Annotated in this window: 19 protein-coding genes, 3 tRNA genes and 1 pseudogene; 14 read left to right on the top strand and 9 right to left on the bottom strand. The window is 70.7% G+C overall.

Annotated features, from left to right (window positions below):
- Window positions 1–103 precede the first annotated feature (103 nt).
- The 7 genes from ACW4TU_RS28910 (at window position 104) to ACW4TU_RS28880 (ending at window position 7,045) form a co-directional block, all read left to right on the top strand.
- The gene (locus ACW4TU_RS28910; protein ID WP_457417757.1) at window positions 104–1,078 is read left to right on the top strand and encodes a phosphatase PAP2 family protein; all 975 of its coding nucleotides are present in this window, start codon (window positions 104–106) and stop codon (window positions 1,076–1,078) included.
- Window positions 1,029–2,243: a hypothetical protein gene (locus tag ACW4TU_RS28905; RefSeq protein ID WP_457430363.1), complete on the top strand. Its 1,215-nt coding sequence runs from the start codon at window positions 1,029–1,031 to the stop codon at window positions 2,241–2,243. Before ACW4TU_RS28910 ends, ACW4TU_RS28905 begins: the two co-directional genes overlap by 50 nt.
- Window positions 2,234–3,847, top strand: coding sequence for a hypothetical protein (locus tag ACW4TU_RS28900; protein ID WP_457417755.1), 1,614 nt, complete (start codon window positions 2,234–2,236; stop codon window positions 3,845–3,847). The genes ACW4TU_RS28905 and ACW4TU_RS28900 overlap by 10 nt, the downstream gene beginning before the upstream one ends.
- A gap of 151 nt (window positions 3,848–3,998) precedes the next feature.
- The gene (locus ACW4TU_RS28895) at window positions 3,999–5,351 is read left to right on the top strand and encodes an AAA domain-containing protein (RefSeq protein WP_457417753.1); all 1,353 of its coding nucleotides are present in this window, start codon (window positions 3,999–4,001) and stop codon (window positions 5,349–5,351) included.
- Between the two features lie 356 nt (window positions 5,352–5,707).
- Entirely contained in the window at window positions 5,708–6,121 is a 414-nt protein-coding gene (locus ACW4TU_RS28890) for a hypothetical protein (RefSeq protein WP_457417751.1), read from the top strand.
- Window positions 6,122–6,348: 227 nt separating this feature from the next.
- Window positions 6,349–6,981, top strand: a complete 633-nt coding sequence (locus ACW4TU_RS28885) for a hypothetical protein (protein WP_457417749.1) — start codon at window positions 6,349–6,351, stop codon at window positions 6,979–6,981.
- A tRNA-Lys gene (locus tag ACW4TU_RS28880) sits at window positions 6,972–7,045 on the top strand. The genes ACW4TU_RS28885 and ACW4TU_RS28880 overlap by 10 nt, the downstream gene beginning before the upstream one ends.
- 122 nt (window positions 7,046–7,167) lie before the next feature.
- Here ACW4TU_RS28880 and ACW4TU_RS28875 read toward each other — a convergent pair.
- On the bottom strand, window positions 7,168–8,529 hold the full coding sequence (locus ACW4TU_RS28875) for a M6 family metalloprotease domain-containing protein (RefSeq protein ID WP_457417747.1): 1,362 nt from the start codon (window positions 8,527–8,529) through the stop codon (window positions 7,168–7,170).
- Between the two features lie 604 nt (window positions 8,530–9,133).
- Between ACW4TU_RS28875 and ACW4TU_RS28870 the strand changes: the two genes are divergently transcribed.
- A complete protein-coding gene (locus ACW4TU_RS28870) occupies window positions 9,134–10,963 on the top strand; it encodes a putative bifunctional diguanylate cyclase/phosphodiesterase (RefSeq protein ID WP_457417745.1) in 1,830 nt (609 codons plus the stop codon).
- Window positions 10,964–10,985: 22 nt separating this feature from the next.
- Here ACW4TU_RS28870 and ACW4TU_RS28865 read toward each other — a convergent pair whose 3' ends face one another.
- The 3 genes and pseudogenes from ACW4TU_RS28865 to ACW4TU_RS28855 all read right to left on the bottom strand — a co-directional run.
- Window positions 10,986–12,092, bottom strand: a complete 1,107-nt coding sequence (locus ACW4TU_RS28865; protein ID WP_457430361.1) for an LLM class flavin-dependent oxidoreductase — start codon at window positions 12,090–12,092, stop codon at window positions 10,986–10,988.
- 275 nt (window positions 12,093–12,367) lie between these two features.
- Window positions 12,368–13,078, bottom strand: coding sequence for a maleate cis-trans isomerase family protein (locus ACW4TU_RS28860; RefSeq protein WP_457417743.1), 711 nt, complete (start codon window positions 13,076–13,078; stop codon window positions 12,368–12,370).
- A pseudogene (locus ACW4TU_RS28855) lies at window positions 13,075–13,221 on the bottom strand (maleate cis-trans isomerase family protein); the annotation flags it as partial. The pseudogene ACW4TU_RS28855 and the gene ACW4TU_RS28860, both read right to left, overlap by 4 nt.
- Before the next feature lie 142 nt (window positions 13,222–13,363).
- On the opposite strand from ACW4TU_RS28855, the gene ACW4TU_RS28850 reads away from it, so the two are divergent.
- The 3 genes from ACW4TU_RS28850 (at window position 13,364) to ACW4TU_RS28840 (ending at window position 15,534) form a co-directional block, all read left to right on the top strand.
- Window positions 13,364–14,314: a D-2-hydroxyacid dehydrogenase gene (locus tag ACW4TU_RS28850; protein WP_457417741.1), complete on the top strand. Its 951-nt coding sequence runs from the start codon at window positions 13,364–13,366 to the stop codon at window positions 14,312–14,314.
- 290 nt (window positions 14,315–14,604) lie between these two features.
- Entirely contained in the window at window positions 14,605–15,363 is a 759-nt protein-coding gene (locus tag ACW4TU_RS28845) for an IclR family transcriptional regulator (RefSeq protein ID WP_457417739.1), read from the top strand.
- Between the two features lie 97 nt (window positions 15,364–15,460).
- Window positions 15,461–15,534: transfer RNA gene (locus ACW4TU_RS28840), tRNA-Lys, on the top strand.
- 59 nt (window positions 15,535–15,593) lie between these two features.
- Here the strand turns inward: ACW4TU_RS28840 and ACW4TU_RS28835 are convergent.
- The 5 genes from ACW4TU_RS28835 to ACW4TU_RS28815 all read right to left on the bottom strand — a co-directional run bounded on the left by ACW4TU_RS28835 (window position 15,594) and on the right by ACW4TU_RS28815 (window position 21,389).
- Complete coding sequence (locus ACW4TU_RS28835) at window positions 15,594–17,258, bottom strand: AMP-binding protein (RefSeq protein WP_457417737.1); 1,665 nt, start codon at window positions 17,256–17,258, stop codon at window positions 15,594–15,596.
- Between the two features lie 40 nt (window positions 17,259–17,298).
- Window positions 17,299–17,847 carry a DUF3592 domain-containing protein gene (locus tag ACW4TU_RS28830; protein WP_457417735.1) on the bottom strand — a complete coding sequence of 183 codons (549 nt, stop codon included), beginning with the start codon at window positions 17,845–17,847 and terminating at the stop codon, window positions 17,299–17,301.
- Window positions 17,848–17,960: 113 nt separating this feature from the next.
- A complete protein-coding gene (locus ACW4TU_RS28825) occupies window positions 17,961–18,584 on the bottom strand; it encodes a lytic polysaccharide monooxygenase auxiliary activity family 9 protein (protein ID WP_457417733.1) in 624 nt (207 codons plus the stop codon).
- Window positions 18,585–18,682: 98 nt separating this feature from the next.
- Entirely contained in the window at window positions 18,683–19,810 is a 1,128-nt protein-coding gene (locus tag ACW4TU_RS28820) for an SPFH domain-containing protein (RefSeq protein WP_457417731.1), read from the bottom strand.
- Between the two features lie 133 nt (window positions 19,811–19,943).
- Window positions 19,944–21,389: a peptidoglycan-binding protein gene (locus tag ACW4TU_RS28815; RefSeq protein WP_457417729.1), complete on the bottom strand. Its 1,446-nt coding sequence runs from the start codon at window positions 21,387–21,389 to the stop codon at window positions 19,944–19,946.
- Window positions 21,390–21,570: 181 nt separating this feature from the next.
- Between ACW4TU_RS28815 and ACW4TU_RS28810 the strand changes: the two genes are divergently transcribed.
- From ACW4TU_RS28810 to glxA, 3 genes are all read left to right on the top strand, one after another.
- A tRNA-Lys gene (locus ACW4TU_RS28810) sits at window positions 21,571–21,644 on the top strand.
- 452 nt (window positions 21,645–22,096) lie between these two features.
- Window positions 22,097–24,133, top strand: coding sequence for a glycosyltransferase family 2 protein (locus ACW4TU_RS28805; RefSeq protein ID WP_457417727.1), 2,037 nt, complete (start codon window positions 22,097–22,099; stop codon window positions 24,131–24,133).
- Entirely contained in the window at window positions 24,130–26,067 is a 1,938-nt protein-coding gene (gene glxA, locus ACW4TU_RS28800) for a radical copper oxidase GlxA (protein ID WP_457417725.1), read from the top strand. Before ACW4TU_RS28805 ends, glxA begins: the two co-directional genes overlap by 4 nt.
- Window positions 26,068–26,127 lie beyond the last annotated feature (60 nt).

The following is a 26,127-nucleotide window of genomic DNA, read 5'->3' as shown; positions in this document are numbered from 1 at the left end:
GCCGTTCACGGCGTTCACGTACACCGTAAAACCGGACGAACCGCAGGCCACCGACGACCGGAGGCGCAGCTCAACGGGAACACAGAGTGGGAGAGACGATCGGATGCCGCGGACCGACAGTGCACGGACCGGGGCGGTCTCGCCCACCCGCCTCCGCTGGTGGACCGAGCTGCCACTGCTCCTGCTGGTCTACGCGTGCTATTCGGCCGGACGCCTGCTGGTGCGGGGCGACGAGTCGACCGCCGTCGAGCACGGCCTGGCCATCCTCCGGTTCGAGAAGGCACTGCGGCTGAACGCCGAGCACCCGCTCAACCGCCTGTTCACCCGCGAATCCTGGATCGGCGTACCGGCCGACTTCTGGTACGCGTCGCTGCACTACCTCGTCACCCCCGCCATCCTGATCTGGCTCTTCCGCTCCCATGCCGTCCGCTACCGGGCGGCCCGCGCCTGGCTGATGACCTCGACCTTCATCGGCCTCATCGGCTTCACCCTGCTGCCCACCTGCCCGCCCCGCCTGCTCGACGCCGGCCACGGCTTCGTGGACACGATGGCCCAGTACAGCTCGTACGGCTGGTGGGGCGGCCAGGCCAGCGCCCCGCGGGGGCTCGGCGGCATGACGAACCAGTACGCGGCGATGCCCAGCCTGCACGTCGGCTGGGCCCTGTGGTGCGGAGTGATGCTGTGGCGGTACGGCGGTACGCGCACCACCAGGGTCCTGGGCGTCGCCTACCCGCTGATCACCACGATCGTGGTGATGGGCACCGCGAACCACTACTTCCTCGACGCCGCCGCGGGCGCCGCGGTGATGGGCCTCGGGTTGCTGCTGGCGCCGCTCGTCATACGGAACGCGGACCGGGCGAGGGTGTGGATCACGGCCCGCGTCGCGCCTGTCGCGCCCGTCGCAACGCGCTCGCGTGGCGCAGAGGCCCCAATTGTCAGTGGTGAATGCCAGACTGCCCCGCGTGAGCGAATTCCAAGGCAGCGCGAGTCCGTCTTCGGGCCAGGTCCCGGACCGGGGCCCGAGCCGAGTGCCGCTTCCGCGGACGCGGAGGACGGCGCTGCGGCAGCGGCTCGCTGAGCTGCGCGGCCCCGCGGTACCGGCCAAGGCGCTGGACGCACGTGCCCTCGCGGCCCTCGCGGCCAACCCCGGGTGCAGGCGGCGCGCGATCCTGGACGGCGCGGGAGTGAACAAGGCGACGCTGGCCGGCGCGCTGGGCTCACCGTCCGCCTTCGGGCAGTCCCAGTTCGCCCTGGCACGCGGCAACACCTTCGAGGCCCGGGTCAAGGCCGACGGCGGCGCGGAACTGCTCCGGCTGGTGCACGAGAAGCTGGACCCGGGTGCCGAACCGCCGGTGGAGGCCACGGTCCCCGACCTCACGGCGAGCGGACCGGAGGGCCGCACCGCGCGGACGGCACTGGCCCTGCGGGAAGCCACAGCGGCGACGCGGGCCGGCACCCGTACCGGCGTCTGGACACTCCTCGACCACCCCATGCTCGTCCTCGACGTCGCGGGCTCGCCCGCCTTCCTGGAACCGGACGCGGTGGTCGTGCACCCGGACGGCGGCTGGACGGTCGTCGAGATCAAGTCCTTCCCCATGCTGGACGGTTCGGCGGACCCCGCGAAGGTGGGCGCGGCGGCCCGCCAGGCCGCGGTGTACGTGCTGGCGCTGGAGGAGGTCGCCGCCCGGCTCGTCCAGGACGGCGACCCGGCGCCGGTCGTGCACCACCGGGTGCTGCTGGTCTGCCCGAAGGACTTCTCCAACCTCGCGGCGGCGTCCGCGGTCGACGTCCGCAAACAGCGCGCGGTGACCGGCCGCCAGCTGTCCCGGCTGACCCGTATCGAGGACATCGCCGACACCCTCCCCGAGGGCACCTGCTTCGCCCCGGACCTGCCCACCGCCGAACTGACCGCGGCGGTCGAGTCGGTCCCCGCGGAGTACGCGCCGGAGTGTCTGTCCGCGTGCGAGCTGGCATTCCACTGCCGCGACCGTTCCCGCGCGCGAGGCGCGGTGACGTCCCTGGGCCGTTCCGTACGGGCCGAACTGGGCGCCCTGACCACGGTCGACGACGTGTTGTCGGCGGCCCACGGCCGGTCCGGTGACCCCCAGGACCCGACGGTGGCCGCGCTACGGAGGGCGGCGGCCCTGCGCGCGGAGGCACTGCGCGGCGCCGAACTCGCCTCCCCAGAGCTGGAGTTCGAACCGAAGTCGGAGTTGGAACCTGGGGGTGCCGTATGTCGTTGATCGCCACGCTCGCCCGCCTGGAAGCCGTCAGCACCGGGCGCGCCCAGCCCGCCGCCACCGTCCGGCACCGCCACCTGTCCGAGCGGCCCCTCGTCCTCGTACCGCTGATCACCGCCGGTGAGGCCGGGGCCCCGCTGGGCGCACTGGTCGGCGACGACCGGGACGCGCCCCGCCTGCTCGTCGTACCGCAGCCGCGTGACCGCGACCTCAGGTTCGCGTTCCTCGCCGAACTGGCCGACGTCGTCCTGCCGTTCATCGACTCCCACGCCGACGCGGTGGAGCCCGCGGAGCGCAACGAGATCGACCCGGAGACCGGCAAGCGCGTCAAGGTCGAGGTCGAACTGTGCGCGGACGCACCCCAGTTGATCGTCCCGAGCCGCGCCGGCATCGACTTCGTACGGCTGCTGGGGCGCTCGATGCGCTTCCGGCGTACGGCGGAACAGGACCCGGAGACGCCGCATCCCGCGCCGCCCCGGGTACCGTTGCTCGGCCGCTGGTTCACGCACTACGGGGAGCGGGCCCGGGTCCCCGGCTCCGCTCTCCTCCTGGCGCTGACGGACGTGCTGTCGCGGCACTGGGCCACCGGTCAGTCCACGCTGGAGGACCAGCACCTGGGCGCGCTGCTCGCCTGGATCGACCCGCCGGACGGCGTGTCGGGCGCCGAGGCGGCGCTGCGGGCCGAGCTGGCGCGGGACGCCAAGGGGCAGCTGCTGTGGCCGCCGGCCGGTCCGGCGACCGACCCCGCGTTCGACAACAAGCTGCTCGCCCCCGCGATCGAGAACTACAACCGCGCGCGGGCGGCACTCGCCGGCGCCGAGGACGGCGAGTCGGCGGACGACCGGCTCGGCGAACTCAGTGCCGCCGAGCGGGAGATCCGCGCCCTCGTCGAGAGCCGTACGCGGCCCACCTGGGACGCGGTGTGGCGCGGCCTCGACCTGCTGCGGACGCTGCCGGAGGGCGCCCACGCGGCCGACCGGTGGACCCGCGACCGCTGGTCGTTCACCGGCCACCGCGACCGGGTCACCGCGGGCGAGCCCCCGCAGCCGCGCCGCGACGACGCGGTGACGGCGGCGAACAAACTGGCCACGCGCGAGCGGGAACAGGCCCGTCTGGAGGCCCAGGAGGCACTGGACGACCCGCTGGTGATGGCGGGCCGGCGGCTGTCCGGGGAGGCGTTCGCGGGCGAGGTCACGGACGTCCTCATGACGTACAGCGAGGGCAAGCGCCCGAGCCCGCGCCCACTGGTGACCGTACGCACGGACGACCGCCCGCAGCTCGGCGAGCGGATGAAGGTGTACCGCTCGCTGGGCGGCAAACCGCAGGCGGCGGAGTTCGTGGGCCGTGAGGACGATCCGGGATCCGAGGGTTCGGTGATCGTCCTGCGGGTGGTCGACAAGATGGGCCGCGGCAAGGAACCCGAGGCCGGCTCGGTGCCCGAGAAGGGGGACCTGGTCTGCTTCACCCTCTTCGAGCACGAGCAGCGGGGCGGCGCGAAGCTCCCTGACGCGGACCAGACCCCGTGGACCCACGGCGGCCCACCGGGCGAGGAAGCGACACCGACGCTGCCGGCGGCCGACCCGGTGACCGAGGAAGACATCCTGTGAAGGCCGGTTCGCGGAGGGGTATTTCGATCGCCGCCGCCCAACGACACCGCTGCCGCCACACCGAGGCTGACGCCCGGACGACCGCCCACGCGCGTAGGTGCACTTCGGCCCCCGGCTACCGCCTCCGTCCCACCCCCGAGGAAGTCCCCCTGTGAACCCCGCTCACCCCCCGCAGGCCGCTTTCGATCCCGGAGCCGCCGCCGGCCGGGCCACCGACGCGATCCTCCGGGACACGCTGCACGGCACCCACCGCGGAGTCGTCGTCGACTCGCCGCCCGGGGCCGGGAAGTCCACGCTCGTGGTCCGGGCGGCGCTCGAACTGGCCGAGGCCGGGCGCCCGTTGATGGTCATCGCGCAGACCAACGCCCAGGTCGACGATCTCGTCGTCCGCCTCGCCGAGAAGAACCCCGAGCTGCCGGTGGGCCGCCTGCACAGCAGTGACTCCGACCCGTACGACAAGGCGCTGGACGGCCTGTCGAACGTACGGAAGTCCGCGAAGGCGGCCGAGCTCGCGGGCCTGGACGTGGTGATCTCCACGGCCGCCAAGTGGGCCCACGTCAAGGTCGACGAGCCGTGGCGGCACGCGATCGTGGACGAGGCGTACCAGATGCGCTCGGACGCGCTGCTCGCCGTCGCCGGACTGTTCGAGCGGGCCCTGTTCGTGGGCGACCCGGGCCAGCTGGACCCCTTCTCGATCGTCGGCGCGGAGCAGTGGGCGGGCCTGTCGTACGACCCGTCGGCCTCGGCGGTCACGACCCTCCTGGCCCACAACCCCGAGCTGCCCCAGCACCGCCTCCCGGTGTCCTGGCGGCTCCCGGCCTCGGCCGCGCCGCTGGTCTCGGCCGCCTTCTACCCGTACACCCCGTTCCGCAGCGGCACCGGCCACGGCGACCGGCGGCTCGCCTTCGCGGTCCCGTCGGACGGCTCGGCCCCGGACCGGGTGCTCGACGAGGCCGCCGAATCGGGCTGGGGCCTGCTGGAACTCCCCGCCCGGCACACCCCGCGCACGGACCCCGAGGCGGTACGCGCGGTCGCCGTGGTCGTACGCCGCATGCTGGACCGGGGCGGCGCGGCCACGTCGGAACGCGGACCCGACCCGACGCCGCTCACCGCCGACCGGATCGCGGTCGGCACCGCGCACCGGGACCAGGCGGCGGCGGTCCGGGCGGCGCTCGCCGAGCTGGGGGTCGCGGATGTCACCGTGGACACGGCGAACCGCCTCCAGGGGCGGGAGTTCGACGTGACGGTGATCCTGCACCCCCTCTCCGGCCGCCCCGACGCCACCGCCTTCCACCTGGAGACGGGTCGCCTCTGCGTCCTCGCCTCCAGACACCGGCACGCGTGCGTGGTGGTGTGCCGGGCGGGCGTGACGGAACTCCTGGATGACCATCCGTCGACGGAACCGGTCCAGCTCGGGGTGACGGTGAAGTTCCCGGACGGCTGGGAGGCAATGATGTCCACATGGGATCGCTGGTCCGAGCACCGGGTGTCCTGGCAGCCGTGATCGACGCGCCCGGGCCCCTGGCCAACAGGCGCCCGGCTCAGCGCCGCCCCATCGCCGGACGGTGTCCGGCACGCCGCCCGAGGCGGCCGATGGTTACAGCCCCGGACGGCTGGGAGGCCAACCACGCGGTGCTGTCGCATCTCGCGGAGCACCGGGTGACCCGCACCACCGGGTCGCTGGTGACCGTAGGGGCAGATCAGGTGCCTCATGGGGCGAACCCGGGGCCCACTTGCGCGGGCAGGGGACAATGGACGGTGGCTCTGCTCGACGGCGGGGCCTTTCGACCGTGTGCCGTACATGCCGTTGCGCATGGAGGGTACGTACGAACGATGCGGACCGTACGAGGAGGAGAAGACATGGCGGAGCCAACGCCGCGTCGCAACGAACCGCGGCTACGCCCCGCGCCCCTGCTCTTCGAGCCCACGCAGGTGGCCGACGACCCCGAGCACTTCTTCGACCTGGAGTCGATAGACGACCCCCGCGCGCTGCTGACCCGCGCCACGGAGCTGACCCTCGCGTTCCGCGCCGCGACCGACCGCGCGGTCGAGTACCAGGCCATGGCGGCGGCCCAACTCGCCGACCCGCGCCGCTTCGACCGGCTGACCGCGGCCGACATCGCGGAACAGGCACAGTGGACCGAGGACTACGCGAGGAAGATGGTCGAGTACGGCCGTGAGCTGCTGCGCGACGGCGGGGAGAACGCCAGCGGAGGCGGTGGGAGCGGGCGCGGTAACAGCGGACACGGTCAGGGACACGTCGACCCGGTCTGATCCGGTCACATCCCATCCGTTCCGATCCAGCCCGGTCGCATTCCATCCCGTCCGGTCCAGTCCGCTCCAATCCGGTCCAGTCCGGACGCGTCCCATCCGGTCCGTTCCGGTCTCGAAAGTCCGTGCGGCATATTCAGTGGGGCAAGGTACCCCACCTCGCCCCCTCCCGTCCCGGTTTCCGACAACCCTCGGAGATCACGCGGTCACTGCCGGTAGATCTAGATGCCATGAGCAGCACACACTCTGACGTCTCGGGAGTCACCTCGGAGGGCGCCGTCTGGCTCGCCTCCGCAGGAACGTATCCGCGCAGCACGCTCTCACTCTGGGCCGAGCGGCCCACCGCACCGCTCGTCCTGCCCTGCGGCACCGCGTTCGACGTCGTCAACGTGCCGGCCGTCTTCGGCCGCAGGATGCTCGACCGCCTCTGGGACGACGGGCCCGGTTCCGGTCCGGTGGCGGCCTACCGGGGCCGGATCCTCCTGTTCGCGGCGCTGGGTACGGCCCAACGGCTGCCGTCGCTGCTGAGGTGGGAGGAGTGGGGCTCGGGAGGCGAGGACGGTGGCGCCCGGCGCCGGCACTCCATCCCGCCACTCCTCTGCCACGGCCGCGGCGACGCCGTGACGGTCCCCGCACTGGTGACCGACGACATCGAGCACGGGGAGGCAGTGGACGACCCCCGGCCGGAATCCCGCTGGGTCGTCGCCCCCGACACCGGCCGCCCCTGGCTTCCGGGCCCGGAAATCCTGCTCTGGGCGGCCGTGCGAGCGGCCCGTTCCGCGGTCTCCGGCGGGGTGCGGATATCGATTTTTCCTCCCGTCGATCAGGATGCTAAGGTCTACGACGTCAGCAAGCGCCGCTAGCTCAGTTGGTTAGAGCAGCTGACTCTTAATCAGCGGGTCCGGGGTTCGAGTCCCTGGCGGCGCACGTTGTCGATTGGCGAGGCTGTTCACCAACAGCCTCGCCAACGTCTTTTCCGGACCCCTTCGTCAAACCTGTTCACCAAACCCGTTGGTCAAACCCGTTGGTCAAACCCTTGGCCGCACCTCTTAGCCCGCACCCGTGATCTGTACCGTCCACGCCCCCGAGGGCGTACGGCCCTCCACCTCGACGCGGACGTTCTCGCCGGGCACCGTGAAGCTCTCGCCGAGGGCGACGGGCGCGTCCGCGAGGGGCGGGTACACGGAGTCCTCCCAGCAGGCCTCGGTGCGCGGATGGGCGTCGACCACCTCGACCGGGCCACCGCCCGACTCGGCTCCGCCGCGCACCCGGTAGACGAGCACACCCTGCGTGCAGGTCGCGCTGTCGTTGCCCGTCGTCCCCCGCGCCTCGAAGGCGAGCGCCCGGTCGACCCCGGTCCGCACGACGGCCAGCTTCACCCCGTCCCCCTGCCCGAAGACCGGCGCCCCCGCACCCGAACCCCCGCCGCCGACCGTACCCGCACCCGCACCCGCGTATACCGTCGTGGCCGGACGCGCCCCCAGCGATTCCAGGGTCAGCCGGGTCGTTCCTCTCCCGCGGACGCACACCACCTGGCGCGGTTCCAGCCACCCCAGTTTCCACTTGTGCCAGGCGAACAGGTCCGGCGCCAGCCCGAACTGGCTGCCCATCAGGTCCCAGTCGCCGACGTACGTGTCCCAGTCGCCCTTGCCGTCCACGGGCCGGTGGTAGAGGTCGGGCAGGTCGAAGACATGGCCCGTCTCGTGGGCGAGGACCAGCCGGTCGGGCGGGTGTTTCTCGAAGACGGTGACGACCCGGCGGATGTCAGCGCCGTCGGCCCGCAGCGGGACGTCCAGGTTGACGACCTTCGTCGCGTCGGAGTCGACACCGGGCGCGTCGGGGTCGGCCACGAAGTACACGATGTCGTAGCGCGAGAAGTCGACGTCCCGGTCGGCGGCGGCGAGCGCGTCGCGCAGATAGGCGGCCCGGTGGGCGGCGCTCCAGTCCCGCTGTATGGCGTACGAGGTGGACGGCCTCGGCATCCGGATCCAGTTCCGGAGCGGGTGCGGGCGCAGCGTGAACCTGCCGTACGAGGCACGGGCGAAGAAGTCGCTGGTGGCGGGGAAGTGGTCGGCGGCCAGCTCGGCGGGGGTGGTCCGCGGGCGCGCGTCCGGGAAGGAGAGGAACACCATCACGGCGTCGAGAGCGTGGGACGGGCGCGGATAGGCGGCGTTCCAGGTGTCCAGGCCCTCCGAGTGGTGGGCGTCGGTGCGCTGGAGGGCGCAGGACTGCGCCGAGAAGGGTTCGGCGACCGAGGGGCCCGCGATGAGGGAGGTGGCGGCCAGGGCCGTCATGGTGGTGAGAACGGCGGCCGTGCTGCGCAGGTGGGGGCGCGCTCCGGCGCGCGCGAGCCCCTTGAATCCCGTCAGGGCATCACGGGTGAGCCCCTTACGGGGGAGCTGACGCGGCACGCAGACCTCCGGATGCGATTGAGGGACACCGCAACCCAGCCTGTGTGATCTTGCGTTTGTATGCCCTGTTTGTCTGCACCAGAAGGGTGATTGAGGGGCGATCAGGCGGATGACCAGGGACGATCGAGGACCGACCGGCAAACGGCCAAGCACGCGAGGGCTCACCCTTCGTGGAGCGACACCCCGAAACACTCACGGAACGTCACAACCGATCGAGGGCGAAGGAACCCGTCCAGGCGCGGGCAGAAACGATCTGTCAAAACCGCCGGTCGTTCATGGACACTGGACAGTGGCTGGAAGGGCCTGGGACCAGCCTCTATGATCGGCACACTTTCCTGGCACTTCACTGACACTTTCCTGCACGGACTGGGCCAGGGCGGCGGTTTGCCGCCCGGTCGGCCACCCGACGGGATCCACATCAAGACCGAGTGCACTGCGGGAGCGAGCGGTGAGCGGAACGTCCGAAGGGCCGGCGCCCTCGGTAGATCTCATCCGGCCGGCCGTCACAGAGAGTAACTCCGGCACGTCTTCTACGTCTTCTACGTCGCCTACATCTTCTACGTCGTCCAGGGCATCCACGTCGTCCATGGCGTCCACAGGGTCCATGGCGTCTTCCTCTGCGGCTGCCGGTACGGCTCTGCTGCGCGGCGCGTTCGCGGCGGCGCCGCTGGCCATGGCCGTGGTGGACCGCGAGGGCCTGGTCGTCGCGGCGAACGAGTCCCTGGGCGCACTGCTGGGCATCGACCCGGACGTGCTGGTCGGGAAGGTGGCCGCCGACCTGGTGGACCTGGCGTCCGACACCCGTGCGTGGCACGCGTACCGCGAGGTGCTGCGGGGCCGCCAGGCACGGCTGCGCTGCACACGCCGCCTCAAGCACCCGGACGGGCACTCCCTCTGGGCCCAGGTCACGGTCTCACCGCTGCCGGCGGAGACCGCGGCGGAGGCGGCGGAGGGTTCGGAAGGGTCGCCGGCTTCGGAGGGAGTTCAGGGGTACAGCGGCCGGGGCGTCCTGCTGTCCGTGGCCGACATCAGCGCGCGCCGTGAACTCCAGGCGCGGCTGCGGCACTTGCAGATGCACGATCCGGTGACCCGGCTGCCCAACCGCACGCTGTTCTTCGAGCGGCTGTCGGCGGCGCTGGAGGCGGAGTCGTACGAGCAGAGCGGGACGGGCCGGATCGGCCTGTGCTACCTGGACCTCGACGGTTTCAAGGCCATCAACGACACCCTCGGCCACCGCGTCGGCGACCGGCTGCTCGCCGCCGTGGCCGAACGCCTCACGCGGTGCGCGGAGGAGGCGGGGCTGGCCCGGCGGAACCCGGGCGCCGTCGCCCCGCTGGTGGCGAGACTGGGCGGCGACGAGTTCGCGCTGCTGATCGAGGACTCCACAGGCACCGACCAACTCGCCGACCTGGCCGAGTCGGTGCTGAAGGCTCTCCAGCTCCCCTTCGACCTCGCCGGTCAGCGGATGTCCGTCTCCGCGTCCATCGGTGTCGTCGAACGGCACGCGGCGGGCACGACTCCCACGGGTCTGATGCAGGCCGCGGACACGACGCTGTACTGGGCGAAGGCCGACGGGAAGTCCCGGTGGACGCTCTTCGACCCCGAGCGCAACGCCCACCGCATGACCCGCCAGGCTCTGTCCTCCACCCTCAGGCCGGCCATCGAGCGGGGTGAATTCGCCCTGGACTACCAGCCGTTGGTGGGTATGGCGGACGGCCGGGTGCACGGCGTCGAGGCGTTGGTGCGCTGGCACCACCCCCAGTTCGGCACGTTGACGCCGAACCGGTTCATCGGGCTGGCCGAGGAGGACGGTTCGATCGTGCAGCTGGGGCGCTGGGTCCTCGCCACGGCCTGCCGTCAGGCCCGTCGCTGGCAGCTCGAACGCCCGGACAAGCCGCCGATCTTCGTGAGCGTGAACGTCGCCGTACGTCAGGTCTGGGACTCGGACCTGGTGGCGGACGTGGCGGAGATCCTCGCGGAGACCGGCCTGCCGGCGGAGCTGTTGCAGCTGGAGCTGACGGAGTCGGCGGTCATGGGCTCCGCCGGCCGGCCCCTCCAGGCACTCCAGGCACTCAGCGACATGGGGGTGGGCATCGCGATCGACGACTTCGGCACGGGGTACTCGAACCTGGCCTACCTCAGCCGGCTGCCGGTGTCAGTACTGAAACTGGACGGTTCTTTCGTGCGGGGGTTCCAGTACGAGGGTGAGGGTGTCGCGCCGAACCCGGCCGACGAGATCGTCGTCGAGGCGATGATCCAACTGGCGCACCGGCTGGGGCTGACGGTCACCGCGGAGTGCGTGGAGACGGCGGCCCAGGCCGGCCGCCTGCGCCGTATCGGGTGCGACACGGGGCAGGGGTGGCTTTATTCGCGGCCGGTGGGGGCGGATCGGATCTCCTTGCTGATGGGAGGGAGTACGTGTCGGCAGGGGTGATCCGTTGTTGTCCGTTGCTTCGTCAGGCCGCTGTCGTGTGTGGGGTTGTGGGCAATCCGTAGGCGTCCGCGATGAGTTCGTACGAGCGTAGGCGCAGGTCACCCCGGTGGGCGTGGGAGACGAGCATCAACTCGTCGGCTCCCGTGCGCTTTTGCAGGTCGTCCAGGCCCGTGCGGACCTCGTCGGCCGTGCCGTGGACGATGTTCGTCATCCAGGAGCTGATGAACTCCCGTTCCATCGGGCTGAATTCGTAGGCCTCCGCCTCCTCCGGGGCCGGGAACAGGCCGGGGCGGCCGGAGCGCAGGCGGGCCATGTTGAGGCCCATCGCCAGGACCTGGCGGCGGGCCTCGTTCTCGTCGTCGGTGGCGAGGGCGGAGACGCCGATGACGGCGTAGGGGGCGTCGAGGATGTCCGAGGGCTGGAAGGACTCGCGGTAGAGGTCCAGGGCCGGGACGGTGTTCTGCGCGGAGAAGTGGTGCGCGAAGGCGAAGGGGAGGCCCAGGACGCCGGCCAGGCGCGCGCTGAAGCCGGAGGAGCCGAGCAGCCAGATGGGCGGGCGGTGCGGGGACTGGACTCCGCCCGGGGACGTCGACTGGATCGGGCCGGGGATGGCGTGGATGCGGCGGTAGGGGTGGCCGTCGGGGAAGTCGTCGTCCAGGAAGCGGGTCAGCTCCGCCAGTTGCTGGGGGAAGTCGTCGGCGCCTTCGTTGAGACGCTCCGTGCGGCGGAGGGCCGCCGCGGTGGCGCCGTCCGTGCCCGGGGCGCGGCCGAGGCCCAGGTCGATGCGGCCCGGTGCCATGGCTTCGAGGGTGCCGAACTGTTCCGCGATGACCAGAGGGGCGTGGTTGGGGAGCATCACTCCGCCGGAGCCCAGGCGGATGCGGTGGGTGTGGGCGGCGAGGTGGGCGAGGATCACGGCGGGCGAGGAGGAGGCCACGCCGGGCATGGAGTGGTGTTCGGCGACCCAGTAGCGGTGGAAGCCGCGGGATTCCGTGAGGCGGGAGAGGGCGACACTGGTTCGCAGGGCGTCGGTGGCGGTGTGGCCGGAGCCCACGGTGACCAGGTCCAGGACGGAGAGGGGGACGGGAGCGGTGCCCTGTGTCTTGCCTCGGATCCCGTCTGCCGTCACGTCTGCCGTCGCGCCGGCGGTCGCGTCTGCGGTCACGGTGGGTGCCTCCTGCTGCTGGTTCGGTGCCGTGTGCTGTCCTCCGGGGTGGAACAGGAGGGTGGCTCCGTTTATTCCCGGGGGCGTTCCGGGGGTGGCCCGGGGAGCCGGGTGCCGGAGTGTTTTCGCCCCCGCCGCCCCTGCCCGTCCCGTCCTCGGGGGCTGCGCCCCGAACCCCCCTTTCGCGCTGCACGCGCTCGTCCTCAAACGCCGGACGGGCTGAGATTCTCCCCGGCGCGTCAGGCCTGTACCAGCGGTTCCCTGGTGAACAGGGTGCCCAGGGACGGGGCGTTCACCTTGCGGGTCGTCAGCCTCAGGGCCTCCCATACGGAGACCTGGTTCGCCGTGAGGACCGGCTTCGTGAGGTGTTTCTCCAGGGTCTCGATGTGGGACGCCGTATGCAGTGCCGTGTCCGGGAGCAGCACCGCCTCCGCGTCCGCCCTGTCGGCCTCCTGGACCAGCGACATCAGCTCCTCCTCTCCCCACTCCCCCGCCTCCTCCGCCGTGCCGATCCCGGCACCGTGGACCGCCGTCACCTCGATCCCCGCCGCCCTGAGGAACCCCGCGAACAGTTCCGCCACGTCCGCCGGGTACGTCGCCCCGATCGCCACCTTCCGCACCCCCAGCTCCCGCACCGCGTGCACGAAGGCGAACGACGTCGACGACGCCGGCGTGCCCGCGGCCCGGGCAAGGGCGCGTATCTGCTCCTGGGCGCCCTCCCACCCGTACCGGAAGCTGCCGCTGGTGGACGCCCACACCACCGCCTCCGGGCCGCTGAGCCGCAGCTCCTCCACGCCCGCCGCGAGGCGGTCCGACGAGCCCGTCGACAGATCCTCGCCGAGGTCCGTGTGGACCAGATCCAGCCGGATGTCGCTGCCGAGGAGCTGCTCGATGCGCTGATAGTCGTCCTCGGCGGAGTGGCCCGGGTAGAGGAATCCGAGTGTCGTCATGTCCAGCCTTCCTGTTCGTGCTCTGCTCCTGCTGCCGTCCGGCAGTACCTGAGGCCGGGCGGTCCCACGGCTCGTGTACCCAGTCGGCGCGGCGCTGCCCACACGGTGACCTGGTTGGCCGAGATCACCGGGATACGCGGTTCCGGCAGGGCAACGGACCGTACACACACCCGTGTTGACGAAGGTGGGTACGGGTGCGAGCGTGGTCAATCCGCGCATGTCAGACGCCCAGGCGCCGGATGAACCCAGCCATCCGGCCAGCCTCCCGATCGGAAACGGCTCACGATGCCCGCGCTCCCCACGCTTCTCGTCCTGGACGCCGATCCGCCGCCCCGGCTCGGCCGGCTCACCGGACGGGTCCGGATCGTGCACGCCGACGAGACCACCCTCGCCGGGCAACTCCCGTACGCCGACGTCCTGCTCGTCTGGGACTTCGCCTCGCACGCCGTGCGCGCCGCCTGGCCGGGCGAGGGGGCGCGCCCGCGCTGGGTGCACACCGCGAGCGCCGGTGTGGACCATCTGATGTGTCCCGAACTCGCCGCGTCCGACACCGTGGTGACCAACGCGCGGGGCATCTTCGACCAGCCCATCGCCGAGTACGTCGCCGCGCTGGTCCTCGCGATGGCCAAGGACCTGCCGAGGACCCTGTACCACCAGGAGCGGCATGAATGGCGGCACCGGGAGTCGCAGCGGGTCGCCGGGACGAAGGCCTGTGTCGTCGGGTCGGGCCCCATCGGGCGGGCAATCGCGAAGTATCTCAAAGCACTTGGTGTGACGACGGCGATCGTCGGGCGTACCCCGCGTACCGGCATTTACGGGCCCGACGACCTCAACCGGCTGATGGCGCGCGCCGACTGGGTGATCGCCGCCGCTCCCCTCACCGCCGACACGCACCACATGTTCGACGCCCGCCGCTTCGGTGTCATGCAGCCCTCGGCGCGATTCGTCAACGTCGGCCGGGGACAGCTCGTCGACGAGGCCGCGCTCGCCGAGGCGCTGTCGAAGCGGTGGATCGCGGGGGCCGCCCTCGACGTGTTCGAGCACGAGCCGCTCACCTCCGACAGTCCCCTGTGGGAGGTGCCCGGGCTGATCGTCTCCCCGCACATGAGCGGTGACACGGTGGGCCGGCGCGATGAACTCGGCGCGCAGTTCCTTGAGTTGTACGAGCGGTGGGAGACGGGGAAAACGCTGACGAACGTCGTCGACAAGCAGCGTGGATACGTACCGGGGCACTGAACCACCACCGGGATACCCACCGCCTTGTTCCGCCGCTCCGAGAAAGGGACACTCCGCCGCTGATGACGATCACCGTGCTGGAGACGCTCGGCGAGGCACGGCCTTCCCTGTGGCGTCACGGCGACTTTCTTCATGCCATGGGCATATGCCAGGTGACCAATCCTCCTGCTGAGAGGCCGGAACCCGGGTGAGAATCTCGGCAACGCCCCCTCCGCGTGGACCCCCTGGCGGCTATCGTGGAGGGGATTGGCTGTCCGGATCACGGCTAAAAGCAAGCCAGGGGGAACACCGTGGCTCTCAAGCACGAGCCGACCGCGCCGCACCACTCCACCCAGGACGCACTACGCGTCCTGGAGACAGTGGCACGGCACTCCGCCGGTGTCACCGACGCCGAAATCGCCCGCCAGACCCACCTCGGCACGGACCTGCTCACCCCCCTGCTGCGCATGCTGCGCCGCGAGGGGTACGTCGAACAAGCCGCCGACGGTTCGTACGTCACCGGCACCGCCCTCAGCCGCCTCGGCGCCACGCACGGCCATGACCAGGCCCTGCGAGCCCAGCTCCAGCACACCCTCGACCGGCTGCGCGACTCGGTGGGCGCGGCCGTCTACATGAGCCGGTACGTCGACGGCGAGATCCATATCACCCAGTGCGCGGACAGCGCGGCGACGCCCGCGGTCAACGAGTGGGTCGACTTCCGATCGGCCGCGCACGCCAGCGCGATCGGCAAGAGCCTGCTGGGCCAGCTCGACCACAACAGCCGCCGCGACCATCTCGCCCGCCACAAGCTGGCCCGCCTCACCTCGCACACGATCACCAACGAGCGGCTGCTGCTCTCCCGACTGGAGACCCAGCCGCCCACGGTGCCGGTCCTGGACCTCCAGGAGTACGCGGTCGGCACGGTCTGCGCGGCGGTCCCGATCACGGCCGGTTCCACGGTCGGCTGCCTCGCCCTCTCCCTCCCGCTCCGCCACGCCCACCGCCTCCGCCAGGCGGCGGACCGGCTGAACCGGAGCGCGGGACCCCTGCTGCTGTCGCTGGCCATTTAGCCGCGCCGACCGCCCTTGCCACCTGGTCCGGAGCACCCTTCCGGACCAGGTAGTATTTTTCTTGTCGCCAGCCGCGAGAGCGGTCGGCGAGAGTCATGCGCCGCTAGCTCAGTTGGTTAGAGCAGCTGACTCTTAATCAGCGGGTCCGGGGTTCGAGTCCCTGGCGGCGCACATACGAAAGGGCCTCTCGCAGCTGCGAGAGGCCCTTTCGCCATCTGCTGAGGAGCTTCTCATCTGCTCAGCAGCTCCTCGCGCCCCCGCTCCCGGTATCGCTCCACCAGGCCCGCCACGTCGCCGCCGGTCAGTCTGCGGTACGTCTCCTCGCCCGGTGGGCGCCACCACACCGGGTCCGGGCAGCGGAAGCCCTCGCGTCTGAGTCCCGCCCGGTGGATCTTGTTGGTCGCGGTGACCGGCATCCGCCGTACGACCCGTACGAACCGGGGCGCCATCTTCGTCCCCAGGTCGGGCTGCGCGGCCAGGAAGGCGGAGAAGGCGGCGGGGTCGAAGGTGCCGGCCAGGGTTGCCATGACCTGGTCGCCGGCCACCGGGTCAGGCACCGCGTACACGGCGACGGCCGCGGCACCCTCGTACCGGGCAAGGATGTTCTCGATCGTCGCGGCGGCCAGGTTCTCGCTGTCGACGCGCAGCCGGTCGTCGGCGCGGCCCGCGAAGTACAGGAAGCCGTCCGGGTCCCGGTAGAAGAGGTCGCCCGTCCAGTACCAGCCGTCCCTGCGGCAAGCCGCCTCGGCCTCGGGGTTGCGCCAGTAGCCCTCGAAGGGGTTCGGGCCCCGGTTCACCAACTCCCCTATCGCAACGGTCCCGTTCAGCAGTCGGCCCGAGGCGTCCAGGGCGGCCGGCGGGCACTCGGTCCGCGTCGCCGGGTCGACCACCGCGAGGTCGTCGTCCGGGGCCGCCCGGCCGACGGCACCGGCCGGGGTGCCCGGCGTCCACCGCACCGCCGCCCCGCCCTCGGACGAGCCGTACCCCTCCACCAGCCGTACCCCGAACCGCCGCTGGAAGGCCGCCGCGTCCACCGCCCCCGCCTCCGTGCCGAAGCCCAGCCGCAGGGGGTTGTCCCGGTCGTCGGGCCGGGCGGGCGTCGCCAGCAGGTACTGGACGGCGCGGCCGACGTACGTGAAGTAGGTCGCCCGGTAGCGGCGTACGTCCGTCAGGAAGGCGGAGGCCGAGAAACGGCGGCGCAGGGCGACCCCGGCGCCCGCCGCCAGGGCCGGGGCCCAGTCCGCGATCACCGCGTTGCCGTGGAACATCGGCATGCAGACGTAGTGCACGTCGTCCGGGCGCACCCCGAAGGTCCCGGCCAGTGTCCGCCCGGCGGCGGCGAGCCTGCCCTGGGTACAGATCGCGGCCTTGGGGGCGCCGGTCGAGCCCGAGGTGAAGTAGAGGAGGAGACGGTCGGCGGGGGTGGCGCGGGATGCGTCCGGTTCGGCGTCGGCGTAGGGGGCCAGGAGGTCCTCGTACTCCTGCGTGTCGGTCAACAGAAGCCTTACGCCGGGGAGTTCGAGGTTGGCGAGGAGTGGGAGGTGGGTGCTCGCGGTGATCAGGACCGGGCACTCGGTGTGCAGGATGTCGCGGGCCAGTTCGGGGCCCCGGCGGGTGGGGTTGATCCCCGCGACAGCGGCGCCGGCGAGGGCCGCCGCGCTCAACCACAAAGGGTATTCAGGGGTGTTGTCGAGCAGGACCCCCACGTGCGGCTCGGCGCCGGATGGCAGCAGGTCGGCCAGCAGCGCGGCCCTCGCCGCCGCGCCCGCGGCCACCTCGTGATGCGTGAGCGTCCGGTCCTCGCACCACAGCCCCGGCCGGTGGTCGCCCCACCGCGCCGCCACGAGTTCCGCGACCGTGCGCCCGCCCGGCCCGTTGGACTCAATGAACTCCATGGGCGGGCACGGTAGTTGACGTACCGTCAGATGTGGAGACTCACGGCGAGTCGGTGCTCACGTCCCAGCCCTCGGGGAACCCGTCGCCCGTGCCGGAGTCGCTGCCGCTGTAGCCGCTGTCCGTGCCGAAGAACATGTCCCCGAACGGTTCGAAGATCTGGCTGTACGTCACCATGAACCCGATACAGAACACCACCATCACCCCGAGGAACCCCAGGATGCCCGCCAGGGCCAGCCCGTGCCGGACCGGGCTCGGGCGGTGTGCCGTCGCGTTGATCCGCTCGCCCTCGCTGTAGAAGACGGTGACGTAGTCGCCCTCGATGACCGTGCCCGGGCCGTGCGGTTCGTCGAAGCGGACGGTACGGCCGTCGCGCGCGACGAACTCGTACACGTGGTGCAGCGTCGTGTGCACGGAGGAGTCGCCGGAGCCTCCGCTGGTGGTCGTGTAGGTCCGGAGGCAGCGCGCCTCGGCGGTCAGCCCACTGTTCCAGGCGCGGCGCATCCGCAGCACCCGGCGGATCACGAACGCCGCCATCAGGACGGTCATCACGATGATGAGCGTCGGCACCCCGTAGAACATGAAGTCCATGACGGTTCCCCCGGTCTCTTCTTCGGTACGGCTCCCCGTACGCCGCCTCACCTGGTCCTGGGGGCGTACGGGGAACCTACCCGTGGGGGGTCGCGGATTTACTCAAGGAATGCTCAGAACCTGACGTCCGAGCACGCGTAGAACGCGTTGGCCGTGTCCGCGATCGTCCACACCGCGACGATCACTTGCCGGCCGCTGAGCCCGGACGGCAGTGTGCCCGTGTGCGAGAGCGTGGCCGGCGGGCGCTGGCCGTTGTAGGGGACCGTGAGGAACGGCGTGAGGTTGAGGTCCGAACGGGTGAGGGCGTGGTTCTGGTTCCAGCCCGACTTCGTGACGTAGTACTTGAAGTCGGTCGTGGCGTGCATGGCGGTGAACTGCCAGCGGAAGCTGTAGCTCTGACCGCCCGTCACCGTGGTCGCCGGCCAGGTGCCGCCGGACGGGGTCTTCGGCTGGTCGAGCGCGCCGAAGTTGCCGTGGTTCGCCGAACAGATCTGGCCGTCGGCCGGTCCGGCGGCGGGGAAGCCCTTGGGCCCCTCGACGCTCTGCGGCTCCCACTGGATGTCGCCGCAGCCCGTCACGGTGCCGTTCTGACAGAGCTTCTGCCTGCTGATGGGGAGGTCGGTGTAGCCGTGACCGCTGGCGCCTCCGGTGGTGAGGACGAGGGCGCCGGTGGTGGCCAGGCCGACCACGGATGCGTACAGCTTGGTTTTCTTGTGGGACTTGGTCTTTCCGCGCATGCTGCCGCTCCTGCTGAACGTGGGGGAGGTTCAAGTGAGCCGTGCAGGTCTAGACCAAGTCTCAGATTATTACCGCCGCTTGGGCATGTCCAGACCAATCACACCCCGGGCTCGCTCCGCCCCGCGCAGAACGCGACCGTCAGGTCCTTCACCAGTGCCTTGCGTTCGTAGTCGTCCAGTTCGACCAGGCCGCGCAGGGTCAGCCGGGTCACCGTGTCCTCCACCGAGTCGACGACAGAGTTGAGCGCGGCGGCCCGGTGCTGCGCGTCCAGGGCGGCGATGCGGCGGCGGGTCATCGCGGCGGCGACCTCGGGGGCGTACTCCACCCGGACCGGCAGCACCGAGAACACCTCCAGGCCGACCGGTGCCGTGTCCGCCGCGACCGCCCGGGTCAGCGCCTCCCCGGCCGCCTCCATCGCCCGCTTTCCCGCGCCCGGCATCTCGACCGGCACCCGGACGAGCGCCGCCTCGACACACTCGCGCAGATACGTCTCGTGATCCTCGACGCCGAGCGTGGCCCGCGCGGTGTCCCGCACCCGCCACACCACGAGGACGACGACCCGCAGCGCGACCCCGTTCGCGTCGGCCGCCGGCATCGGCTCACCGCGCCAGTGCCGCAGCCTTACGTCGACCCGGCCGCGCAGCAGCAGCGGGTTGACCCACAGCAGCCCGGTGCGCCGGACGGTCCCCCGGTAGCGGCCGAACAGGCCGAGCACCCAGGCCCGCCCGGTCCGCCCCCGCGCCAGCCCGCCGAACCCGAACAGCCCGAGGGCGCCCGCGCCGGCGTACGCCGCCCACTGGGCCGGACCGAGACCGGCGCCCGCGTACGTCTCCGGCAACCGCAGCGCCTCCACCGCGAGGGGCGGCAGCGCGCCCGCCCACCAGGAGGTGAGCACGCCCCCGGCCACCCCGGTGGCACCGGCGAGCACACCCACCGCGCCGGGCAGCACCCGCGCCGGGCGCTCCACCAGGTCGGGGTCGACCGTCGGAACCGCCGCGCGTGGTGCGGCCGGTGCGGGTCTGCGGATGCGCGGCTGCTCGCCCGTACCCTGCCTGCGGCCCACGACGGCGGGCCGCAGCGGCACCGACACCGGGTCGGGTTCGTCGCGGAACAGCAGGTGGACGGGGATCTCGGTGGTCGCCTCGTTCTGGATGAGCCGGGCGGGCCGGGGGCCGCTGTCCGGGGGTCCCTCGGGCTCAGGTGTGTGTTCGGTCGTCGTACTCATTTGTGCCTCCAGCCTCCGCGCCAGATGCGTTCATACGTGCGTCATGCGTGCGTTCGTCCATGCGTTCACCCATGCGCGCGTTCGCATGTTCGTGCGTTTGTGTGTTCGCGTGTTCGCGTGTTCGCGTGTGGGGTTACGCGGCGAAGAGGCGGCGCCAGGTCTCCGGGCCCGGGTAGCCGTCGGCCGCGCCGCCCCGCCAGCCCTGGGCGCGCTGGAAGGCCTGGACCGCGCGGCGGTCCGCCTCGTTCCAGCGCGCGTCGGGCCGGGTCGTGTAGTACCGCCCGAACCCCTTCTCCACCAGCTGCTTACCGAGCTGGGTGACGAACGGGCTGCTGGAACCCGGCCGGAACAGACCCCGTCCGGGGAATCCGGGGACCCCCTGGCCGGCGGCGGGTGGACCGGCCGCGCCGGGGACCGTTCCGGGGGTGGTTCCCGGGGCTGCTCCGGGGTCGGTCCCGGTCGCCCGCCCTCCCGGGCTGCCCCCGTCCCCGATGTCGGTGCCCGTCCCGGTCACCAGCAGTGCCCAGGTGCGCGGCCCCGGCAGTCCGTCCGCCGCCGTGCCCTGCCAGCCCTGGGCCTGCTGGAACGCCCGGGTCGCCCTGCGGTCCGCGTCCGACCAGCGCGGGCCGGGGCCCGAGGTGTAGTAGCGGGCGCCGCCGCGCTCCACGAGCATGTGGCCGAGCTGGGTCACGTACCTGTTGCCGGCACCGGGACCGAAGTACGTCCGCCCCGGGAACCGGGCCGTCGCGTCCGGGGAGGCGCCGGGTGCCGAGCCCACCGTGCCGTCGGTGCCGTCCGGGTCGTCGGTACCGCCGGTGTCTCCCGGGTCCGAGATGCCGCCCGTGTTCGCGGTGAGGCCCTTGTACCGGTAGGCCTGATAGCGGTCCGAGTGGCTCCAGTAGGCGAGCGGGGTGGCCTGCCTGCGGGCGTGCGGGCGGGTCTCCTCATAGGCGATGTAATAGGTGTGCGTGTAGTCCGTCCAGCCGCCGAAAATGACGACGTGCGAGCCCTTCTCCGGGTCCGACGGATTGTGGAACAGGAGAATGTCGCCGGGTTGCAGATCCTCCTTGGGAATGCGTACGCCGTACTTGTCGAGGCTGCCCGTCCATTCGTTCCCGGGGAGGTTCCAGGCCATGGAGACGAAGCCCGAGCAGTCCTGCCGGTAACCGTCTCCCCAATAGGTGCCCATGCTGTACGGAACCCGGGCGGCGACCCAGGTCCTGGCCCGGTTGACGATCTCCGCCCGGGTGGTCGTCCGGAGCTTGTCCAACGCCGGTTTCCCGGCCGGGCCGTGCAGCGGGGCCTTGCCGCCCTGTGGGGTGTCGGGCTCGTCACCTGCGGGTACGCCCGGACGGTGGGGGGCCTGCGGGGCCGCGGCGGCCGGCAGGGCGTGCCCGGCGCCGAGCACCGTCGAGGCCGTCGCGGCGACGACGAGGGTCCGCCGGACCGCCGTACGGGCGGGTCCCGGGCCCGTTCCCGAGACCGGTCCGGAATACGGTGGTGCCCGTCGCCGGTGAACACATCCGGGGCATTCGCAGTCGCTCGCGGGATCGAATTCCTCGAATACCGGAGTCGCCATACGATTCCCCTCACCCTCCAGGCGATGACTTGCGCGCTTCTGCACCCTCGCAGTTTCTCAACTGTCACCCGCTGTCGCATGTTGACGGTCCGAATGATGTACAGCGGGCGTTCGGCCGGGCGCGGACCTCGGGCGGTCCGGACCACTCATCCGGGTCGGGTAGAGTTGTCCGCGTCACCGCGCGCCGCTAGCTCAGTTGGTTAGAGCAGCTGACTCTTAATCAGCGGGTCCGGGGTTCGAGTCCCTGGCGGCGCACAGACATACGACAGGCCCTCCGCTGAAGCGGGGGGCCTGTTCGCGTACATCCCGTAACCGCTTCGGAACCATCCGCGCACAACCGGTCCCAATTGCACCAATCGGGATCAACAGCCGTCACAATGGGCGCGTATGACCGGTAAACACCGTGTTTCGCATCTTGCGATCATGATGAACGGCATAGAACCCTGGGCGGCAAGATGCTGCGGATGCGCAGCCATCGGGGGCGGACCGGTTGCGTCGGCACGGGGATGGGGCCCCGTTCGTGAACCGATGCCGAGGGGGGCATCAGTGCAACCGGAAGGGCACTCTTCCATGTCTATAGAGTGTGGATTACGGATGACGTGGGGGCAGAGGTCCATTACTGATGCGTCTGTGACGGCCGAGGGGGGCCCAGCGGACGCACAAGAACCGAGCAGACACGCGACTGTCCGCGTGTGGGGGGAAGACTCATGACGCCGACGGGCGCCCGGCATAACTTCGACTCATCACAGACGGCCCAGCTCAGGCTGCCGTCGAACCGGACCGGCGGTTTCCGCCGGATCAAGAAGAGCCTGCCGAAGTACGACTACGAGCACTACAGCCGACTGGCCGGACCCCTCACACAGCCCGACCCGACCAAGCCGTACACGGTCAAGTACCGGTCGCTGCTCTCGCAGGAGCCGCACCGCATACGGGCCGCGCTGATGCTGGGTGCGGCGCCGCTGCTCTCCATCGTCCTGCTGGTGTGGCTGCTCCAGCCCGCGCACTGGACGGAGCGCGACTACCCGGCCTTCGACTTCCTGCCGGCGCTCGACATCGTGATGCTTGTCTCGATCGGTCTGATCGAGCTGTTCCGCTGCCTGAACGTGCTGTCGAACGCGCACGCCACGCTGGTCGCCCGCGACCCGATCCCGGTGGTGCCCGAGACCGGCACGAGAGTGGCCTTCCTCACCTCCTTCGTGCCCGGCAAGGAACCGCTGGACATGGTGACGAAGACACTCGAAGCCGCGGTGAGAATCCGGCACCGCGGCCTCATGCATGTCTGGCTGCTGGACGAGGGCGACGACGCCGACGTGAAGGCGGTCTGCGCCCGTCTGGGCGTGCACCACTTCTCCCGCAAGGGCGTCGCGAAGTGGAACCAGCCCAAGGGCCCGCACCGCGCGAAGACGAAGCACGGCAACTACAACGCCTGGCTCGACGCACACGGCGGCGACTACGACTTCTTCGCCTCCGTCGACACCGACCACGTACCGCTGCCCAACTACCTGGAGCGGATGCTCGGCTTCTTCCGGGACCCGAACATCGGCTTCGTCATCGGTCCGCAGGTGTACGGGAACTACGACAACTTCGTCACCAAGGCCGCCGAGTCGCAGCAGTTCCTCTTCCACGCGCTGATCCAGCGGGCCGGCAACGCCTACGGCTCGCCGATGTTCGTGGGGACCAGCAACGCCGTACGCATCAGTGCGCTGAAGCAGATCGGCGGGCTGTACGACTCGATCACCGAGGACATGGCGACCGGCTTCGAGATCCACCGCCACAAGAACCCGGCGACCGGGAAGAAGTGGCGCTCGGTCTACACGCCGGACGTGCTCGCGGTCGGTGAGGGTCCCAGTGCCTGGACGGACTTCTTCACCCAGCAGATGCGCTGGTCACGGGGGACGTACGAGACGATCCTCAAGCAGTACTGGAAGGGCTGGTACTCGCTGCCGCCGAGCAAGCTCTTCAACTACACGATGATGATCATCTTCTACCCGATGTCCGCCCTCAACTGGATCCTGGCGGCGCTGAGTTGCGCGCTGTTCCTGGGCCTGGGCGCCTCGGGCGTGAACATCGACCCGACCGTGTGGCTGATGCTCTACGGCAACGCCTCGGCGCTGCAGATCGGCCTCTACATCTGGAACCGGCGGCACAACGTCTCCCCGCACGAGCCGGAGGGCTCCGGCGGCGTGGCGGGCATGGTCATGTCGGCGCTGTCCGCGCCGCTCTACGCGAAGGCCCTGATCGACTCGGCGCTGCGGCGCAAGAGCAAGTTCGTGGTCACGCCCAAGGGCGACTCGGCGAGCCCCGACCGCTGGTTCGGAACCTTCCGCTACCACTGGTACTTCATCCTGATCTTCGGCGGCTCGATCGTGGCCGGCTTCGTCCTCGGGCACGCGCACCCCGCGATGATCATCTGGGCGACGTTCGCCACGGGGATCACCGCGACCCCGATGGTCGTCTGGCGGCTCATGCTGCGCCAGGAGAAGAAGAAGCTCGCCGCCGGCCCGGCCGAACCGCAGGACGCCGTGCCCACGCCGCAGCCGTTCGTGCCGGCCCAGCCGACACCACAGGCGCCGCACGCCCCGCAGACATCGCACGCCCCACACGCCCCCCACTCCACCCACGCGCCGCAGCACAAGCCCCAGTGGGCCGCATCCGGCGGGACGGGCGAGGGCAGCGTAGGGGGCGAGGGCAACGACCAGACCATGCAGATCGCCCTTGGTGGACTTGGGGGACGTAAGGAATGACAGACCGTGCAGGCCGCCGCCGCGCCCGTCGACTCGCGATAGGCACGGCGGTGGTCCTCGCGTTGGCGGGGATGAACGGGCCGTGGGTGTACCGCTTCAGTACCGAGAAGTACCACGACTACAAGATCAACAGACCGGAGTACAAGGCCGACAACGGCAAGTGGGAGGTGGTGAACTTCCCGGAGAAGTACCGGCAGAACACCATCCACGCGGCCCTGCTGCACACCGGCAAGGTGCTCCTCGTCGCGGGCTCCGGCAACAACGCGGACAACTTCGACGCGAAGAAGTTCGACACCCGCATCTGGGACCCGGTCAAGGGCACGATCAAGAAGATCCCCACGCCCGCCGACCTGTTCTGCACCGGCCACACGCAGCTCGCCAACGGCAATCTGCTGATCGCGGGCGGTACGAAGCGGTACGAGAAGCTGAAGGGTGACGTCACCAAGGCCGGTGGCCTGATGGTCGTCCACAACGAGAACCCGGACAAGCCGATCACCCTGCCCGCCGGCACCAAGTTCACCGGCAAGGAGACCGGCAAGACGTTCGTGTCGAAGGACCCGGTCGTCGTGGAGCGCGCGACGAAGGTCTTCGACAAGACGACGGGCGCGTTCCTGCGCAACGATCCGGGGCTCGGCCGGATCTATGTCGAGGCGCAGAAGAAGGGCTCCAAGTACGAGACCGGTACGCAGGACAACTACCGCGTGCAGGGCCTGTCGGGCGCCGACTCCCGCAACACGTACGGCATCGCCGAGAAGCTCGCCCTGGACAAGAAGGACTTCCAGGGCATCCGGAACGCCTACGAGTTCGACCCGGTCGCCGAGAAGTACATCAAGGTCGACCCGATGAACGAGGCCCGCTGGTATCCCACGCTCACCACCATGTCGGACGGCAGGATCCTCAGCCTCTCCGGCCTGGACGACATCGGCCAGCTGGTGCCGGGCAAGAACGAGACGTACGACCCGAAGACCAAGAAGTGGACGTACACGTCCCACACGCGCCAGTTCCCGACGTACCCGGCGATCTCGCTGATGCAGAACGGCAAGATGTTCTACTCGGGCGCGAACGCGGGCTACGGCCCCGACGACGTCGGCCGTGACCCGGGCGTCTGGGACGTGGCGACCGACAAGTTCACCAAGCTGAAGGGTCTGGGCGACCCCAACATGCTGGAGACCGCCGGCACGGTGCTGCTGCCGCCGGCGCAGGACGAGAAGTACATGGTGATCGGCGGGGGCGGGGTCGGCGAGTCCAAGCTCTCCAGCAAGAAGACCCGCGTGATCGACCTCCTGGCGGCCAACCCGAAGTTCACGGACGGGCCGTCCCTGGAGAAGGGCACGCGGTACCCGCAGTACTCGATCCTGCCCGACGACACGGTGATGATCTCGGGCGGCTCGGAGGACTACCGGGGCCGTGGCGCCTCCAACATCCTCCAGGCCCGTATGTACGACGCGAAGACCGGCAAGCTGAGGAGGGTCGCCGACCCGCTGGTCGGCCGGAACTACCACTCGGGCTCGATCCTGCTGCCCGACGGCCGTGTCATGTTCTTCGGGTCTGACTCCCTGTACGCGGACAAGGCCGACACCAAGCCGGGCAAGTTCGAACAGCGCATCGAGATCTACACGCCGCCGTACCTGTACCACGACGCGCAGCCCTCGTTGTCGGGGGGCCCGCAGACGATCGCACGCGGTGGGTCGGGCACCTTCACGTCCCAGCACGCGTCCACGATCAAGGCGGCGCGTCTGATCCGCCCGAGCGCCTCGACGCACGTCACGGACGTCGACCAGCGCTCCATCGCCCTCGACCTGAAGAAGACGAAGGACAGCATCACGGTGACGGTCCCGAAGAACCGGAACCTGGTGGAATCGGGCTGGTACATGCTCTTCGTGACGGACGACCAGGGCACACCGAGCAAGGCTCAGTGGGTCAAGGTGCCTTGAGAGGCATCACATCGGGCGCCCTTCCAAGGAAGGGCGCCCGGTCATGTCCAGGGGCGCGGG

The sequence above is a fragment of the Streptomyces kryoterrae genome, assembly GCF_054072135.1.
This window is presented reverse-complemented; position numbering and strand designations above follow the sequence as displayed.